General features: G+C 68.6%; 15 protein-coding genes. 4 read left to right on the top strand and 11 right to left on the bottom strand.

Annotation, left to right across the window (positions count from 1 at the left end; genetic code table 11):
* Positions 1 to 21: 21 nt before the first annotated feature.
* The 11 genes from E1269_RS03840 to E1269_RS03790 all read right to left on the bottom strand — a co-directional run bounded on the left by E1269_RS03840 (position 22) and on the right by E1269_RS03790 (position 13,533).
* A complete protein-coding gene (locus E1269_RS03840; RefSeq protein WP_131891448.1) occupies positions 22 to 621 on the bottom strand; it encodes a TetR/AcrR family transcriptional regulator in 600 nt (199 codons plus the stop codon).
* Between the two features lie 12 nt (positions 622 to 633).
* Positions 634 to 1,656, bottom strand: coding sequence for a LacI family DNA-binding transcriptional regulator (locus E1269_RS03835; protein ID WP_131891445.1), 1,023 nt, complete (start codon positions 1,654 to 1,656; stop codon positions 634 to 636).
* A gap of 46 nt (positions 1,657 to 1,702) precedes the next feature.
* Positions 1,703 to 2,710, bottom strand: coding sequence for an aldose 1-epimerase family protein (locus tag E1269_RS03830; RefSeq protein ID WP_131891443.1), 1,008 nt, complete (start codon positions 2,708 to 2,710; stop codon positions 1,703 to 1,705).
* A 2-nt stretch (positions 2,711 to 2,712) separates the two neighbouring features.
* Positions 2,713 to 3,948, bottom strand: coding sequence for a cupin domain-containing protein (locus tag E1269_RS03825; protein ID WP_131891441.1), 1,236 nt, complete (start codon positions 3,946 to 3,948; stop codon positions 2,713 to 2,715).
* Positions 3,948 to 6,101, bottom strand: coding sequence for an alpha-amylase family protein (locus tag E1269_RS03820; RefSeq protein WP_131891438.1), 2,154 nt, complete (start codon positions 6,099 to 6,101; stop codon positions 3,948 to 3,950). The genes E1269_RS03825 and E1269_RS03820 overlap by 1 nt, the downstream gene beginning before the upstream one ends.
* Positions 6,102 to 6,224: 123 nt before the next feature.
* Entirely contained in the window at positions 6,225 to 8,423 is a 2,199-nt protein-coding gene (locus E1269_RS03815; RefSeq protein ID WP_131891435.1) for an arylsulfatase, read from the bottom strand.
* 47 nt (positions 8,424 to 8,470) lie between these two features.
* Entirely contained in the window at positions 8,471 to 9,256 is a 786-nt protein-coding gene (locus tag E1269_RS03810) for an ABC transporter ATP-binding protein (RefSeq protein ID WP_203432863.1), read from the bottom strand.
* A complete protein-coding gene (locus E1269_RS03805; protein ID WP_131891430.1) occupies positions 9,240 to 10,226 on the bottom strand; it encodes an ABC transporter ATP-binding protein in 987 nt (328 codons plus the stop codon). Before E1269_RS03805 ends, E1269_RS03810 begins: the two co-directional genes overlap by 17 nt.
* Complete coding sequence (locus E1269_RS03800; RefSeq protein WP_131891426.1) at positions 10,226 to 11,164, bottom strand: ABC transporter permease; 939 nt, start codon at positions 11,162 to 11,164, stop codon at positions 10,226 to 10,228. Before E1269_RS03800 ends, E1269_RS03805 begins: the two co-directional genes overlap by 1 nt.
* Positions 11,161 to 12,117 (bottom strand): ABC transporter permease, encoded by a 957-nt coding sequence (locus E1269_RS03795; RefSeq protein WP_131891423.1) that lies wholly within the window; start codon positions 12,115 to 12,117, stop codon positions 11,161 to 11,163. The genes E1269_RS03800 and E1269_RS03795 overlap by 4 nt, the downstream gene beginning before the upstream one ends.
* Before the next feature lie 27 nt (positions 12,118 to 12,144).
* Positions 12,145 to 13,533, bottom strand: coding sequence for an ABC transporter substrate-binding protein (locus E1269_RS03790; protein ID WP_162606224.1), 1,389 nt, complete (start codon positions 13,531 to 13,533; stop codon positions 12,145 to 12,147).
* Positions 13,534 to 14,198: 665 nt separating this feature from the next.
* On the opposite strand from E1269_RS03790, the gene E1269_RS03785 reads away from it, so the two are divergent.
* From E1269_RS03785 to E1269_RS03775, 4 genes are all read left to right on the top strand, one after another.
* Positions 14,199 to 14,984, top strand: a complete 786-nt coding sequence (locus E1269_RS03785; RefSeq protein WP_131891417.1) for an IclR family transcriptional regulator — start codon at positions 14,199 to 14,201, stop codon at positions 14,982 to 14,984.
* Positions 14,985 to 15,126: 142 nt separating this feature from the next.
* Entirely contained in the window at positions 15,127 to 15,267 is a 141-nt protein-coding gene (locus E1269_RS32095) for a hypothetical protein (RefSeq protein ID WP_162606223.1), read from the top strand.
* Between the two features lie 59 nt (positions 15,268 to 15,326).
* Positions 15,327 to 16,616: a multidrug effflux MFS transporter gene (locus tag E1269_RS03780; protein WP_131891414.1), complete on the top strand. Its 1,290-nt coding sequence runs from the start codon at positions 15,327 to 15,329 to the stop codon at positions 16,614 to 16,616.
* Positions 16,617 to 16,697: 81 nt separating this feature from the next.
* Positions 16,698 to 17,579, top strand: a complete 882-nt coding sequence (locus E1269_RS03775; protein WP_131891411.1) for an SDR family NAD(P)-dependent oxidoreductase — start codon at positions 16,698 to 16,700, stop codon at positions 17,577 to 17,579.
* The last annotated feature ends 268 nt before the right edge of the window (positions 17,580 to 17,847 follow it).

Raw genomic sequence — 17,847 nt, 5'->3', positions numbered from 1 at the left:
GGCGTCGCCAACGGTTGATGATCACGTGATGGGTGGGGACGTCACCTGAGCCGTCGCCGTGTTCAAGTATTCGAGGAGATCGTCGACCAGGTCGGCCGGGCTCGCATGACCCTTGCCGTCGGCGTCGAGGTGACCGGCGGCCGCGAGGTCTGCCGCCCCGTGGGCCAGTGCCTGCAGCAACGCCGCCATGCGCTCCGGGTCGCCGGCCGGCAGCCGGCCTGAGTCCTGGACCCGTGCGACGAGCTCGACCAGAGCGCCCTGCGCCGCATGCGCCGCCGCCGCGAGCTCCGGGGACTCGACGCTCCAGGAACCGAAGGTCAGCTTGAACCGGGCAGGACGCCGGCGTGCCCATGCGACGTACTCATACAGCGTCGCGCGCAGCGCCCCTTCCGGCGTCGGCGAGGCCTCAGTCGTCCTGGTCAGCCCCACGGTCTGCTCGACCAGCTCCCGCGCGGCGATCGCCGCGAGGAGGGCTTCCTTGCTGGCGAAATGCTTGTACGGGGCATTGTGCGACACGCCGGCGAGGCGACCGACCTCGCGGAGCGTCACCGCCTCCACCCCTCCGTCGTCGAGCAGGCCAGTCGCGGCCTGGACGAGCGCATCGCGCGTGCTGGACGCCATAGGCCCATTCTCTCACTCGGGGATCTCGCGGCGAGCCGCCGTGCTGTCCCTGACCACGAGCTCGGGCTCGAGAATCTTCCGCTCGACCTCCGCGTTCGGGTTCTCGATGGACTTCAGCATCAACCGGGTTGCCGCACGCCCGAGCTCGTCCCTCGGCTGGCCGACGGTGGTGAGGGCGACAGGCAGGTCCGCGGCCAGCTGGAGGTTGTCGTAGCCGATGATCGAAACGTCGTCCGGAATGGAGACGCCATGGGTCAGGCAGGTCCTGGTGAATCCCTGGGCCAGCATGTCGTTCGCGCAGAAGACCGCGGTGGGGCGCTCCTCGCGTGGGATCTCGAGGAACTCCGAGGCGGCGCGGGCACCGGCGTCCGGCGTCCAGCTGTTCGCCGAGAAGACCGCGATCTCACCGCTGGTGATGCCGTTGTCCTGGGCGACCTTCGAGAAACCGGCGAGGCGGTCGCCGACGAGGTGCGAGCGCTGTGGACCGGCGACGTAGGCCAGTCGGCGGTGCCCCAGGCCGACGAGGTGCTGGGCAGCCAGCCAGCCGCCTTTGACATGGTCGACCTGGACGCTGGTGATGAGGTGCTTGGGGTGGAGGCGGTCGAGGTAGACCAGAGGGACGCCCTTCTCACGCAGCTCGTCCAGTCGCGGGTTCTCGTCCTCGACGGGCGCGACGATGATGCCGTGCACCCGCAGCTGGATCAGGATGTCGAGGTTGTGCTCCTCACGACGGACCTGCTCGCCGCTGGTGCAGATGACGACTCCGGCACCTCGTTTGGCGGCCTCGGCCTCGATTCCCAACGCGATGTCCACGAAGAACGGATTGGCGAGATCTGCCAGCACACAACCGAGAACGCGCTCGCGGCCCGGACGATACTGCCGGCGGTGCTGTGTTGGCACGAATCCCAGCGCGTCGATGGCCTCGAGCACTCGCTCGCGTGTCTCCGGTGTGACGTAGGACGGGCGGTTCAGGACGTTGCTCACGGTTCCGACCGAAACCCCGGCGTGCTCGGCGACCGCACGAATGGTGACCACGAACCTGCTGACCTCCCTCGATTCAGGCTAGCCGACCCAATCCGGCTCAGCAAAGACGCTCGACGCGGAACTCGAGGTCGTACTCGACGCTCTGTCCGGCTCGCAGCATCGGCAGGACACCGAGTTGCCGGGCGGCACCACGCCCCAATAATGTCGGGCAATTCGCCGGCTCGATTCCCAGGACGTAGTCGCTGTTTCTCATCATTTTCCACTGATAGAGCGAACCGAGCGTGATCGCTGAATACAGAAGCGAGACCTGAATACCCAGACGCGGGTTCCGGATCACCACTGTCGGCCGCGGGGAGTCGATGACGTGGCGGAAGACCCGCTCGGGGACGCCGGGGGCGGGCGGTTCGATGCGGTTCCATTCATCGAGGCCCTCGTGCGCGGCCTCATCGCGTGGCTCGACGACCGTCGAGGCGATGAGCAGTTCGGTGCCTTCCTCGATGAGCGGCCAGCCGAAGTTGCAGTGGTACAGGATCATGTGCGCGGTGTCGGCCGGGCCGAGGTTGGTGACGGTGTCGCGAACGGTGAAAGCCGGCTCACCGAGAGGGAGCTGGACCCGTCGCCGCAACCTCAGGTTCTGATGGAGGACCCGCACCTGGTGTACGTCTCCTTCGACGACCACCGCCCGGTCGGTGACGTCAAGCCTGCGGATCCGCGCCGGAAGACCGCCGACGCGGCCGTGCAGCCCGAAGTCCTCGCCGTCGTCCTGGCAGGGTGCACCGAACGTGTCGAGCCCGCAGGTCGTCAGCAGCCCGCCGCCGAAGCTCTCCAACCAGCCCAGTCCCTGGGCCGGGTGGGTCACCGGCACCGGGAAGCCCGCGGCGCTCCGCCACGCCAGCGGCGTCCCCCAGGCGGTGACCCGGCCTAGGTCCAGGGCACGGTCCGGATGGAGCTCGAGCTCGAGTCCGCTCCCGTTGACCAAGCGCAGCCGTCGGCCACCGCGGCCGGGCCCGTTCTCCTCGACCAGGCTCTCGGCGTAGGCGAGCTGATCCAGGCTGCCGATCCGCAGCATGGCCTCCTCGCCGGCGAGACCGAAGAGCATCACCATGATCAGAGCGTCGCCCGGGAGGGGTTGCCGGGACCGAAGTGCTTGAGCATCACCAGGTCGGAGGTCGAGCTGCGGTTCGTGATCCGGACTCCCGCCACCGCGGCGGCCTCGGACACGAAGAGCTCGTCCTGCGAGAGCTGTCCGTAGCGGATGGCCGTCGCCGCCTCGACCTCGTGAACGCCGACCACACCCGTGCCCTGCACGACGATCAGGCCGTAGGCATCTGAGTCGCTGATCGTCACCGTCTGCCCGGGTAGCACCATCAACTCTGTCGCACTGAAGTGTGCCGAGAGATAGACCACCCATCGCTCGACATAGGCGGTCTCGCCGTCGTCGAGCGAACCCTTCGTCGAATACGGCGTCATGAACCGATGGCTCACGAACTCCGGATCGACGTTCTTCTCCCAGTCGAGAAGCTCGATGATGAAGTCGAGATCGCCGTGCCGCTCCGGCGGGACGTCTTTCCAGAGGAGATCGGCCGGCACTTCCCGATTGTTGCTCCACGACTCACACATGCAGAAGACATCGCACGCGGCCTGGGGCTCGTAGGTGCAGATGCTCGCCGGCGCGTGCAGAACGCCCGCGGGAATGTCCCACCCGGTGCCGAGTCGAGTCTTATAGCCGCGCGCGAGGTCGGTGATTCGGTTGTCGCCGCCGCGGGAGTATCTTCGCAGTCTCTCCAGCACCTCTTCCTTGGCCACCTCCGGCTGCAGCCCGAGAAACGAGATCGGCTGGCGGCCGAGGTGATTGTTCATGTGCGGCGAGTAGTAGTAGGCCTCCGGCTTTCCGGGCTTTCCCACCAGCGCCGCGTGTTCGTCGCGGTGATGCACGTGGAAAGGTAACGCCTCGAGGTTGTCGAAGAACTTCGAGTACATCGGCCATCTTCCGTACGCCGCCCAGAGCCGCTCGCCGATGAGCGCGGCCCGGTGGTGCGCGACGAACTCGTCGAACGGGAGCAACGCGCCGGCTGGGTCGACGACGAGGCTCAGACCCTCGTGCGGCCCGGTCAGCGGGCCGTTGTCGGCGCGCACTGCCGAGGCGAGCCAGCGCTCGTCGATTCCGCCCCGGCCCTGTTCGAACGGGTAGTAGTCGTCCGGATGCAACCGGATCCGCCGCCCGGGGGTGCAGAACGCGCGCGGAACCCACGCGGGCGCGAGCCGGACGATCCCGCGACCGGCGTCCAGCGCGCGCTCGGCCGCGATGGCGTCGAACGCCACACCTTCGTACGCCTCGCCCATCACGACTCCCGAGGTCCGGCGAGCGAGATCTCCAGCTGCTCGAAGAGCGGCAGCGACAGGCCGTCGAGCTTGACGCCCCGGCCCTTCTCGACCAGCTCGTACTCGATGTCTGTGTCGTCGGTGGTCCGTGTGACGCCGACGACGTCGTACCCGGCGGGCGCTCGTGCGATCACGCTGACGTCCGCCGTCATGCCGGCCTGCGGCTCGTAGTTGAGCACGCTGAGGATCATCCGATCCTGATCGAGCTGGTCGAACAGCGTGATCCACACCGCGGGTGGCGCCGTGGCCTCGATACGCCGGTCGTCGTGAAGCAGATGCAGGATGAGCTCGGTGAAGAGCGCGCGCGACGACACGTCGCCGGCGGTCTCGATCGGCGCGACGCAGTAGAGCGACTCGCCGGCGCCGAAAGAGTTCCGGACGATCGCAGGGGTCTCGGTGTCAGTCCACGGCGGAGACGAGTGGATGCTGGCGAACCGGTGCCCTTGGAGGCTGCCGAAGTCCGGGTACGCGTACGGGAGCGTGACGGTGGCCCAGACGTCCGCGCCGTCGGTCACGCCGGCCGGCAGTGGGATGTCGAGCGCCTGGGGCGGCTTGCGGTGCGGCAGCACCTCGCGCGGCTGCAGCCCCCAGCTGACGTACGCCTCTGGGCTGGCGGCGGTCTCAATGTGCGGGACCTGCGGCTTCAGGAAGACTATGTTGCCTTGGTACGGCCGCCCGGCGCGGACGCCCAGGACGTCGCCCAGCGCGAACTCCCCGAAGCGCTCGCCGTAGACGCCGCCGAGCGAGGTCAGGCCACTGGCGTAGACGCGGCCGCCGGCGCGGACGAACTCGCGGAACGCCGACAGTTCCTCGTCGTCCAACCGCGACACGTTCGGAAGCACCAGGACGCGGTGCTTGTCGAGCTGGCCGAGGGTGGCGCGGGTGACGATCCCGAACGGGACGTGTGCGGCCTGGAGCGCCGCGCAAGCGCCGTCGAACGCCGCATCGTACGGCGACCGGCCCGCCGACGGCGCCCAGATGTTGCTGCCGTTCTCGTCGGGCGACGTGCGGTTGCGGGGACTGAAGTACAGGGCGACGTCGCTGACCGGTGTGCCGCCCAGGTGGTCCTCGTAGGACCGGGTGACGGCGAAGACGTCGCGGATGCGGTCGTAGGTGCCTTTCTGCACCGTCCCGATGGGGTCGATCGCGTCTATGAACAGGAACGCCAGGTGCTGAGACGTCGCTCCGAGCGCCTGGAGCAGCAGCTCGCGCTCGGAGCGCAGCTGCACGTGGTAGCGCAGGTCTGGGCTGCGCGACGTCATGTACTCGCCCTGGGCGCCGGTGCTGATCGTGTGCATCAGCCGCGACACGAACAGTTGCTGGTCGCGTCCGCCGTACAGGTCGCCAGCAGCGAACGTGTCCTCCGGGAACTCGTCGGTCGACCCGCCCAGGTACCAGCCGTACAGCTCCGGCGCGAGGTTGTGGGTGATGGCCAGCTCCGGCCGCACCGCGCGCACCGCCGCGCGGATGCTCCGCCAGAACTCGTCCAGCCAGCGAGTGCGGGCCTCCTGGAACCGGCTCCACTCGGCGGAGGTCCAGTCGATCACCTGCGGCACCTCGAAGCCCAGTTCGGATCGGCACCGTTTCTGGCAGCTCTCGCAGACGCAGATGGTCGTCCAGAACACCATGTCGATCCACAAAGCATCGAAGTCGTAGCGCTGGACGAGCGCGGTGATCTGCTCGAGTTCGTATGCCAGGTACTCCGCGTTGTTCATGCACATGGTGCCGTAGCGCACGCCGGTGATGGCCACGTTGTCGGTGCCGCGCAGGCTCGCCGGCGACAGCTGGCGCCAGTCGGGATGGTTCTCGGCGGCCCAGTTGTCGAACACGACCGAGTGGTAGGCGGCCGGCCGGATGTCGCGCTCGCGCAACGCGTCGACAAGGTCGCCGACGAGGTCGCGCTCGGCCGCCGCAGGATGGATCCCACCCACCGGCGCCGGCCAGTAGTTCAGGCCCATGTGCGACTTGCAGTACAGCAGGACGCCCTCGACGCCGGCACGGGCATACTCGTCGGCCAGTGACGCCGGTTCGTACCGGGACAGGAAATCCGGGTCCCATCCCGGGATGTGCATGTCCAGCAGCGAACGCCGATAGGTCTTCTCGTACTTCCTCATCAACACTCCCACAGGTTCATTGAACCTTACACTGTCGAACGGTTCCGTCGTTGTCCGGGTGTGCCGCGGTCCACCCGCGCTCACCGCGTCAGTGGTCTCCCATCCATCGCGCCCACACCCAGGTCACTCGTCGACAAGCTCGAACTCGACGTCCTGGTTTTGATCCTCCGGCGTCATACGGAGCAGGTCGAGGCTCACGCTGTGAACCCGTCCCGTCAGCGGGAACGGGGCCCGATAGTCATCGCTGACCGGCACGCCCGTGTCTCGGCCGATCAGGAGCTTCCCGGCCGCCATCGACAGCCGTCTCGCCGACGTGAGCGCTTCGCTGCCGACGTCGTCGCCGTCGACCCGGACGCTCAACCGGTATGCGGCGTCGCCGGGCTGCGGGCGGTAGACCAGTTCGAGGTCGTGCCGGCCCGTGCCCAAGGCACCAGGGGCGGCGATCGTCGTCACCTCCGACCCGACCTTGAAGGTGACGACGGGCCGTCCTTCCAGCAGATAGCAGCTCCATCCGCCCGTGACGTCGCCCTGGGCACAGATCACGCCGGTCGCGGCCGGACCGCCAACGACCTCGAAGACCGCGACGAGGCGGAACCCGCCGGTCAGGGACGGTAGCGGTATCGGGGCACCGCCGGCTCGATACGTCCAGTGGGTCCGCTCCGCGGACGGCGGCCGTTCGATCACCGCCAGGCGGTCGTGCAGACCTCCGAGGAGCGGCAGCACCTGGTTCCGGCCCGCTTCGTACCACCACAGTTCCACCAGTCGGCGGCGGACCTCGGGATACTCGTCGGCGACGTCGTGAGCCTCCGCGAAGTCGCGTGAGAGGTCGTACAGCGACCACTCGTCGGCGTCGATGCTCGTGCTGCCGTCGAGAAGCCGCCGCTGGGCGGGGAAGTCGAGCACGTGGTTCGTCGTCGCCTTCCACCCGTCGTGGTAGATGGCCCGTGAGCTCATCATCTCGAAGTACTGGGTCGTCCGGCTGCTCGGCCGGCCGGGATCGTCGAGCGTGTCGAGGAAGCTGCTGCCGTCGATCGCCTGCTGGTCGACCCCGTCGACGACCGGTGGCGCATCCAGGCGCGCGGCTTGCAACACGGTCGGCATCAGGTCGATCGCGTGGCAGAACTGGGTGCGCACGCCGCCACCGTCGGCGCCGATCCCGCCGGGCCAGCGAACGATCAGCGGCACCCGCACCCCACCCAGCCACGTGTAGTGCTTCCACAACCTGAAAGGGGTGTTCCCGGCCCAGGCCCATCCCCAGGAGTAATGGTTGAAGGTGCGCGGGCCGCCGATGTCGTCGAGGTGGGCGATCATGGACTCGACCGGGTTGGCCTCGAAGTAGTTCTCGGGTCCGATGGCGCCGTGCGGGCCGCCGTCGGCGCTGGCACCGTTGTCGGACATGAGCATGACGACGGTGTCGTCGAGGACCTCGAGCTCGGCGAGGAAGTCCAGGAGGCGGCCGATCTGCGCATCGGTGTGGGAGAGGAAGCCCGCGTAGACCTCCATCTGCCGAGCGAACAGAATGCGGTCGTCGCCGGTGAGCTCGTCCCAGGCATCGACCCACGAGGGACGTTCCGCCAACGTCGTGCCCTCTGGCACGATGCCGAGCTCGACCTGACGGCCGAAGGTCCGCTCGCGGCATCGCTCCCAACCGTCGTCGAAGCGGCCGCGATAGCGGTCGATCCACTCCTGCGGGACGTGATGCGGAAAGTGTGTCGCACCCGGCGCGAGGTAGAGGAAGAACGGCTTTCCGGGCGCTGCGTTCTGCTGGTCGAGGACCATCCGGATCGCCTCAGACGTCAGGTCCTCGGTCAGGTGGTAGCCGTCGTCGAACGATCCTGGCGGTTCGACGAAGCTGTTGTCGCGGACGAGGTCGGGCGTCCACTGGTTGGCCAACCCTCCGAGGAAGCCGTAGTAGCGCTCGAACCCCATACCAAGAGGCCAGCGGTCGAACGGCCCGTCGGGCCCCATGTCGAACTGTGGCGTCAGGTGCCACTTGCCCACGGCGAACGTGTTGTAGCCGCCGTCGCGCAGCACGCGCGGCAAGGTGGCCGCCGACCTCGGTATCCGCGCCGTGTAGCCGGGGGCATGCATCGGCATGGTGAGGAACCCCATACCGACGTTGTGGTGGTTGCGGCCGGTCAGGATGGACGCGCGCGACGCCGAGCAGACGGCCGTCACATGGAATCCCGTGTAGCGCAGGCCACCGGAGGCCAGCCGGTCGATGTTCGGAGTGTCGATCTCGGAGCCGTAGCAGCCCAGATCGGCGAATCCGAGGTCATCGAGCACGATCATGACGACGTTCGGCGTTGCGGCGGTGGTCATCGCCACTCCTTCACTACCCGACTTCTGAACAACGCTGTCTTCGGCACTCAACGCAGACTCACGCGTTCGGCCGCGGCTATCAGTTCTTCGGTGTACGACGCACGCGGCCGTCGCATGACGTCGTCGGTACGGCCGGTCTCGACGATTCCCCCGTCCTTCATCACGACCAGGTACTCGCAGAGCTCGGCCACCACGACGATGTCGTGCGAGACCATCACCAGGGTGAGGCCGAGGTTCTCGCGCAGGTCCATGAGCAGGTTCAGGACCTGCGCCTGCACCGAGACGTCGAGGGCACTGGTCGGTTCGTCGGCGTAGAGCACACTCGGCCGCAATGACAGTGCACGCGCGATCGCCACCCGCTGGAGCTGCCCGCCGGAGAGCTCGTGCGGATACCGGCGCAGGATCTCCCCGCGAAGTCCCACCTCGCTCAGCCAGCCGGCGATCTCCGCACCGGTCGGCGCACGCCGTTCGATGGCCTTGACCGGTTCGGCGACCGATCTCCCCATGGTCATTCGCGGATCGAACGACCCCGAGGGATTCTGGAAGACGAGCTGGTTCTGCCTGCGGAACTCTCGCCCTCCGATCCGCAGCCAGTCCGCGATCTCCTTGCCGCGGAAGGTGGCCGATCCGGCGGCCACCGGCAGCAGTCCGCAGAGGATACGGATCAGCGTCGACTTGCCGGAGCCGGACTCCCCCACGATGCCAACGGTCGACCCGTCCTCGATGGTCAGCTCCGGCACCCGCAGCGACCAGCTCCCGCCTCCTCTCGCGTCGGAGCCGCGCTCCCGGCCATGGCTGAATTCCAGGCCCTCGACCTCAATGAGTCCGCGCATCGACCTCATCACCCGCTGGAGCGGTCGGATTCCAACACCGGAACACGTGTGGTCCCGGGCCTGTCTTGGGCGGTGCCATGGCGCAGTCGGGCACCTCGTGGCCGCACCGGCCGCGGAACGGGCAGCCGGAGGGGAACGACCCGAGCGGTGGCACGGTGCCCTCGATCACCCTGAATCGCCTGCCGTGCTGGGCGGGGCCGGCCCTCTCACCGCGGCCGGGACTGGCCGCGATCAGCGCCTCGGTGTATCGGTGCCGGGGCTGCTGGATCACGCTCTCGACCGGGCCGGTCTCTGCGATGTGCCCTCCGTACATGACGCTGATCGAACTGGTCACCGTCCGGACCACGCCGAGGTCGTGGCTGACGAAGAGCAGCCCCATGCCCTGCTCGGTGCTCAACTCGACCAGCAGGTCGAGGATGCCCTGCTGCACCGTGACGTCGAGGGCCGTCGTCGGTTCGTCCGCGATCAACAGGATCGGCTCGCAGGCGATGGCTGTGGCGATCAAGACCCGTTGTCGCTGCCCTCCCGACAGCTGATGCGGATAGCGGCCGACGAGCCGGCCGGCGTCGTCGAGACCGACTCGGGTGAGCAGCTCCACCGTCTGCTCTCGTGCCGTCCGGCGCGAGACCCGCTGATGCAGCCGGATCGCCTCACCGACCTGCTTGCCCACCCGCATGGTCGGGTTGAGCGCCCGGAGCGGATCTTGGAAGATCACGCCGAGGTCCGTGCCCCGGACCTCGGCCATCGCGGCGGGGTCGAGGCCGAGCAGCTCGCGGCCGTTCAGGCGGATCGAGCCGCTGACCGTGGCGGTCCGGGGCTGGAGCCCGGCGATGCTCATGGCCGTCATGGTCTTACCCGAACCCGACTCGCCGACCAGGCCCATGCGGTCGCCGGACGCGAGCGTCAGCTCGTCGATGGCGACGACCTGATGCCGGCCGATACGCACAGAGAGATCCCGGATCTCGAGCATCACTCCCTCGCCTCCATCTCGCGTCGTCGTTGATGCGGATCGAGCAAGGCATGGACGCCGTTGCCCAGCAGCATGAAGCCCAACACGACCGCCGTGATGGCGAGCCCCGGGAAGATCACCAGCGTCGGTGCTTGATGCGCCACCGACTGGGACTCGCTGAGCAGCCGGCCCCACGACTGCGCCGGCGGCGGTTCGCCGACGCCGAGGAAGGACAGCGCAGCCTCGGCCAGCACGGCGGTCGCGAACATGATCGCGGCCTGGACGGCGATCAACGACCCGATGTTCGGCAGGACGTGGCGCATCATCACGTACCACCGGCTGCGCCCGTAGGCGAAGGCCGCCTCCACGTACTCCCGCGCGAGGATCTGCCGTGCCGGCCCGACGGACACCCTGGCTGCCCACGGTACGAACGAGATGACGATCGCGGCGATCACGGTCGCCCGTCCCGGGCCGAGGACGGTGGCCAGGACCAGCGCGACCAGGAGGGCCGGGATGGCCACGCCGATGTCGATGACGCGGGTGATGACCTCGCGCGCGACCCGGCCCGAAGCCGCGGTGATCAGGCCCACGACGACGCCGACCACGATCGCGATCCCGGTCGCCGCACCGCCGACGATCAGGGAGTTGCGCGCGCCGGCCATGATCTGGCTGGTGACATCGCGGCCCAAGCGGTCCGTGCCGAGGAGATGTCCGTCGCTCAGCGGCGGGAGCAGGCTACCGGCGGTGTCGACCCCGGTGAGGTCGAACGGGGTCCACCAGAGCGAGATCAACGCGACGAGGCATGCCGAGGCGATCAGCGCCGTGCCTGTGACGAGCGGCGCCGGGAACCTGCGTCCGCGCGAGCGATGCGGCTGTGGACCGGTGGTCCCTTCGATCGCGGTCTTCGGCGCGTCCGCGTGGATTCCGGACGCCTGCACCGAACTCCCCTGGCGATTCATGCCACGCTCCTCTTGTCTCGGATCCGGGGATCGAGCAGGCCGTAGGCGAGGTCCATCAGGAAGTTCAGGACCAGGATCATCAGGATGAAGATGAAGACGAGCGACTGGACGACGATGACCTCGCGACTAAGCACGGCGTCCAGGAGCATCCGGCCGAGCCCGGGCAGGCTGAAGACGACCTCCACGACTGCGACGCCGGTCAGCAGGCTGCCGAGCGCCAGTACGCCCACGGTCAGCACTGGCACCGCGCCGTTGCGGATGCCGTGCGTGGCAACCGCGCTGCCGAACGTCCGGCCCTTGGCCATGGCCGAACGGATGTAGTCCTCGTTCAGGATGTCGAGCATCGCCGACCGGACGTATCGCGTCAGTACCGCGCCGAGGTGCACCGAGAGCGTCAGCACGGGCAAGATCAGCGACCGGATCGCGCCGACCGGATCCTCGCGCCAGGAGACGTACCCGCCGGCGGGGAGCCAGCCCATCCGGATGGAGATGAAGCTGATCAGAAGCATGCCGATCCAGAAGGTGGGTATCGAGATGCCCAGCTGCGCGGTGAGATCCAGCGCCCGGCCCCGCCCGTCGCCACTGTGCAGCGCCGCGTAGGTTCCGACCGCGATAGCGAAGGCCAGCGACAGCAGCAGCGAGAGCACCGCGAGGCTGAGCGTCAGACCCATCCGGATCCGGATCTGCTCGGCGATGTCATAGCCACTCGCGTAGGACTGCCCGAGGTCGCCCCGGACCAGCCCGCCGAGCCAGTCGACGTACTGAACGAACCACGGCCGGTCGAGGCCAAGCTCGTCGCGCAGCTCCTGGACAGCCTCGACCGGCGCGTCCTGCCCCGCGATGACCCAGGCGATGTCGCCCCTGAGCAGCCGCAGGAGGCCGAAGACCAGCAACGAGCCCACCAGCGCCGACCCGAGCAGCACCGCGAAGGATCGGAGCGCTATGCGTCCCATGTCCACCTCCTCGACGTGTCCACCGGCCTACTCCCAGCCCAGTCCGCGCAGGTCGAACTCGACCCACGACCGGTACGGCTTGACACCCCTCAGGTCGGCGCGGACGACGGCGATGCCGGGCGTGCGGGCGATGGTGATCCAGTGCGCCCACTCGGCGTGCATGTCCAGGGCCTGTCGGCGCAACTCGACCATCTGAGAACGGTCCGTCGTCGCGTCGGACTCGTCGACGAGCGCAAGCAACTCGTCGGGCGGGCAGTCGTTCGTCCAGTGGTGCGGGCACGCCACCTCGCCGTCGAGCGTGGCAGTGGCCTGCAGCAGACCCGGGGCAAGTTGGTAGTTCCCGTGCTCGCGGACGTCCTCGAACCACGTCGCGCGATCCATGGCGCGGGGGACGAGGGTGATGCCCACCTCCGCCAGCTGCGCTCCGAGGACCTCCGCGAACAGCCGGTTGACGGTGCGGTCGTCGTACTTGAGCTCGAGCTCCAGATCCTGCACACCGGCCTCGTCGAGCAGTTCTGTCGCTCGAGCCGGGTCGTACTGGTACGGGCAGGACTCGTTCTCGATGAGATCGCTCACCGGATCGACGAAGACGCATTGCGGCTCGCTCCAGCCGGCCATGACGCCGTCGATAATCTCCTGACGGTCAATGGCGTGTGCGATGGCCGCACGCACGCGCTGATCGGCCAGGACCGGGTCATTGGCATTCAGCCAGAGCAGACTCGTGGCCTCCGACGGCGACTCGACGATCCGCAGGCCGGCGTCGCCCTCGACCCGCTCCAGCAGCTCGAAGCTCTGCAGGTCGGCGATCACGTCGATGTCGCCCGCCAGCACCGCGTTCACCGCGGCGTTGTCATCGGCCAGGAAGCGCCACGTCACGTTCTCGAACGACGGCGCCTCTCCCCAGTAGTCGTCGAATCTCTCCAGCCGCGTTTCGATGCCCTGGCGCCATTCGGCGAAGTCGTACGGCCCCGTGCCGACGGGATCAGTCTCGATCTGGTCGCCGCTGCCCTCCGGGAAGATCATGCCACTGAGCCGGGCCATGGAGAGGAGGAACACATTCGACGGCGTGGAGAGCGTGACCTTTACGGTGCTCTCGTCGATTTTCTCAATCGCATCGACGACCTCGAGCGGCGTCGCGGCGATGGTGTTGCCCGCCTTGGTGAACTCGAGCGAGTACACCACGTCGTCCGCGGTGAGCTCGCTGCCGTCGTGGAAGAGCACGCCGTCGCGAAGTGTGAAGACGTACTCGCGCCCGTCGGCACTGACCTCGTACGACTCCGCCAGCAGCGGCTCGAACGACCCGTCCTCCATCCGCTCCAGCAAGGGCTCGACCACGTTGAGCATGAGTGGGCCGCCGGAGCCGACGGTCGTGCCGCTGTTGATCCAGTCGTAGTTGAGCGGCTCTCGATATGCCACGACGAGCGAGGAGCTCTGCGTGCCCCCGCCAGCCGACCCACCCTGGAGCTCGCCGGCGGAATCACTCCCTGCGCAGGAGCCAGATGCCAGGACCAGTACGGCGGCGGCGATGCCGATCGCCGTCCGGCGGACCGGACGAGTTCGACCGGTTCGACGGACTCGACGCCTATGAGATCGGTGCTCCGTCAGTTCGCTCATGGAACCTCCTCTGACCGCCGCAAACAGCGTTGAGGCTTGCGGTAGTGGACGTTGGGACGTGCTGCCTCGCTCGTGGCCCGGATCTGCCGAGAATCGTGATCAACCAGACCACGCGCGGCTTCGACCCCCCGCCCTGCCGGCAGCCGCGTCGGCCGCGTCGGCCGCGGGAACGAGGAGCTGGTCCGAGTTCGGCGCGGGCGACACGCCGCTCCCCCGCTGGGTGCACACGCACGCCGATCGAGCCGGTCCGGTGAGACCCCGGACGCTCACCACCGGCGGACGACAGCGTTGGGCCCGGAAGGGCCCGGCGGCCCCAGCTGCATCCGCCGAGCCCGCCGCTGCAACAACGCCGTCGCATATGGTTCATTGAACCACATGATTCCACGGAGCCTTTGGACTCGTCAAGGTCCCGGTGCGTGACGGCAGTGCTCGCGAGTGACGAATGCCCTGCGGGCTAGGCTTCCGCCATGCAGAAGTCTGCACTCGGCGAGGGGTCCAGCGAGCTGCCCCAGTACCCGATCGACTCGGTGGACAACGCGCTCAAGGTGATCCTCATGTTCGCCCATCGCAAGTCGATTCGGCTGACCGACGTGAGTGCCGCGCTCGGCGTCGCGCACTCTACGGCGCACCGGCTGACGGCCATGCTGGTCTACCGGGGGTTCATCGCCCGGGAGCCCGATTCGAAGCTGTTCGTTGCCGGTCCCGCACTGCTCGACATCGGACTCGCCGTCGTGCGCTCGCTCGACCTCCGCACTGTCGCTCGGCCCAGCATGGAGCGGCTGGCCCGGGCGGTCGGCGAGACGGTTCACCTCGCGGTTCGCGAGGGCTCCAACGTCCGGTTCCTCGACGCCGTCGAGAGCGACCGCGCTCTGCGCGTCTCCGGACGCACCGGCCGTATGCTGCCGGCCCACGCCACAAGCGTCGGCAAGGCACTGCTGGCCGAGCTCGACGACGACGCCCTGCGCGAGCTGCTGCCCCAGCGGCGGTTGGAATCGGTGACGGAGGCGACGCTCACGACCATGGCGGGCCTGCGACGCGAACTGGAGCGCGTACGTGCCGTCGGCTACGCGCGCAACTCCGGCGAGAGCGAGGAGGGCGTCGGCTCCATCGGCATGGTCGTGCGCAAGGCCGGCGTGCCCGCGGCCGCCATGAGTATCGCCGTACCGCTCACCCGCCTGACCGACGACCTGCTGTCGCAATGGGTCGATGCCCTGCGCGAGGCGACCACGGAAGTGGGAGACCGGCTCGGCTGAGCGCCGCACGGCGGCGAGCACGAACAACGCTCGCCCTTGACCGAATCGACTTCTGTTGAGTAGAACTAGTTTCCTTAAAGAGGAATTCGTGCGCGTCAAGGGGCCCGCACGCCCGCCTTCGGCCGAGTGACGAAGGACGGGCATGTCGTGCGAACTCCGAGAGCTCGTCTTTCTGTCGTCCCGGATCCTCGGCCACGCCGATCGGAATGACTTCATCTGCCGGCCGCGCCTCGACACCGAGATCGTCGCGGCACGCTCCGACATCGGCGGAGTGGCGAACTGACGGCGAGCTCGGCGGACATCGGTCGATCGGAGGCGGTACATGCAGCGAACGGCACCCGGATGAGCACTGACGCCGGCCAGCACGGCCCGCTCGACACCGAACCACTCGAGGGCCGAACGGGCCCTCGCGGAGCCGGCATGCGCTGGCGGGTCGCCGTCGCCCTCCTGCTCACCTGGCTGGGGCCGTTCACCGTCGACGCCTACAGCCCGAGCCTGCCGACGCTCGTCGCGGAGTTCGGGGTCTCGCGCTCGACCATCCAGCTCACACTCACCGCCGTTCTCCTGGGGATGGCGGCCGGACAGTTACTGGCCGGGCCGTTGAGCGACGTCGTCGGGCGGCGAAGGCCGGTGCTGTTCGCGCTGCTCGGCTACGTGGCGGCGTCACTGCTGTGCATGGTGGCCTGGCACATCTGGGTCCTGATCGGCGCCCGGTTGCTCCAGGGCGCCTGCGCCGCGACGGGCCTCGTCATCGCCCGGGCCATCGGCCGCGACAGCTACGACGGACGACCGCTGGCCCGGTTCTACTCGCACCTGCTGACCGCCACGGCGATCGCTCCGATGATCGGGCCGGTCCTGGGCGCGTACCTCATGGAGGTGTTCTCGTGGCGGGCGATCTTCGCGATGATCGCGCTGCTCGGCCTGGCCATCTTCGGATGTGTCGCTCTCCGGCTCCCTGAGACGCTGCCGGAACGGCCTGTGCGTCGCTCCTGGCTCGATCCGCTCCGGGCCTATCGTTCCGTCCTGGCCAGACCGCACCTGCCGACCATCGCGCTGATGAAGGCGGCCGTCTCCGGCGCGATGATGTCCTACCTCGCCGGCGCCTCGTTCATCCTGCAAGAGACCTACGGCCTGACCGCCCAGGAGTACGGCGTCGTGTTCGCTGTCAGCATGGTCGGGCTGATCGCGGGCAACCAGCTCAACGCCACCCTCGTCCGGTGGCTCCACCCGGCCACCATCCTCGGGAGCGCACTCGCTGGCACCCTCCTGACCGGCATCGGCCTTGCCGTCGCCTTCACCGCGGGCGCGGACCGGCTCTGGGTCGCCTTCACGCTCTTCGTGCTCCTGCTCGCCTGCTATGGCTGTGCCGCCCCCAACGTCCTGTGGCTCGGCATGGCGACGGCCCGGCGCGACAGCGGCACGACGGCCGCGGTCCTCGGCGTCAGCCAGCACCTGGCGGGCGCGGTCTGCGCCCCGATCACCGGCGCCTTCGGTGCGGTCGCCCTGCCCATGGCCTACACGGTCATCGTGTGCACGGCGCTGTGCCTGGTGGTGTACGTGGCGATCCGCCGGCACCTGTACGAGGTGGGAGTGTCCAGCGGCTCGGCGCCCCGTGACACCACCCCAGGTTGACGTCGTCAACCTGGGGAGTTAGGTTGACGCCGTCAACCCGTTCTCGAGGGTCTACGTCGAACCGCCAGGAGGAGCACACCAGTGTCGTCGACGAAGAACGCCGTGGTCACCGGAGCCACCTCCGGCATCGGAGAGGCGATCGCACGCAACCTCGCCACGGACGGAGTGCGGGTCACCCTCGTCGGCCGGAGCGACGACCGGCTCGCCCGGACCCGGGGACGTATCGTCGCGGCTGTCCCGGACGCTGACCTGCGGCTGGAGCGTGCCGATCTCTCGCTGCTCGGCGACGTCCGCAGGCTGGCGGAGCGGCTGGCCTCCCCGCCGCCGGACATCGTGGTCAGCAACGCCGCGGTCGTCGCCGACGTCGCGGACCGCACGCCCGAGGGGCACCAGCGGACCCTGGCCACCAACCATCTCGCGCCCTATCTGTTGCTGCGCTCCCTGGTCGACCCCATCGGAGCTCGCCGCGCGCGGTTCGTGGTCGTCGGCGCCTCGCCGCGGGGCTTGGCGCGAACGCCGGTGGACCTCGATGACCTCGAACTGCACACGGCGCGTGGCCTCGGCGCACCGCGCAGCTTCCGGCCCTTCATCGCCTATGCGCGCACCAAGAACATGAACGCCATGTTCGTCTATGCCCTCGCTCGCCGGCTCGAAGGCAGCGGCATCACGGTCAACGGCGCGCACCCCGGCATCATCCGGGGGACCCATCTCGGCCGCAGCAGTAACCGGGGTCTGCTCCGGGCATTCGCGGCGATCTCGCACCTGTTCTCACCCGGTGGTCCCGATGTCGGCGCCGACACGCCGACATGGCTCGCCACCGCACCCGAGGTCGACACCGTCACCGGGCAGTTCTTCGTGAAGCGGAGGGCTGTCGCCACCGCGCCGCACACAACCGATCCCGCGCGCTGCGACCGGCTCTGGGACGAAAGCGCCCGCCTCGTCGGTCAGCCGGCCGCCCTGTGATCTCACCGCGTCGATCCGCATCGTCCCGCGTTACCACTCATTGCTCCTGAGGTGGCATCTCCTACTGGAGCCCAGGCCTGGGCGCCGAGGAGCGGGCGAGGTACATGTCCGAGGATCGGTCCGCCGCGATCGCCGTCGTCACGCTGAGCGGTTACGACGACGAGGAACGTCGCGAGACCTACGCCGAGATCGAAGGGCTGGCTCGCGCCGACGGCCCGCTGGAGACCTATCTCGCGGGCGGGTCCATCAGCAGGTTCCACTCCGAGGC

The sequence above is a fragment of the Jiangella asiatica genome, from assembly GCF_004349065.1.
Taxonomy (GTDB): Bacteria; Actinomycetota; Actinomycetes; order Jiangellales; family Jiangellaceae; genus Jiangella; species Jiangella asiatica.
This window is presented reverse-complemented; position numbering and strand designations above follow the sequence as displayed.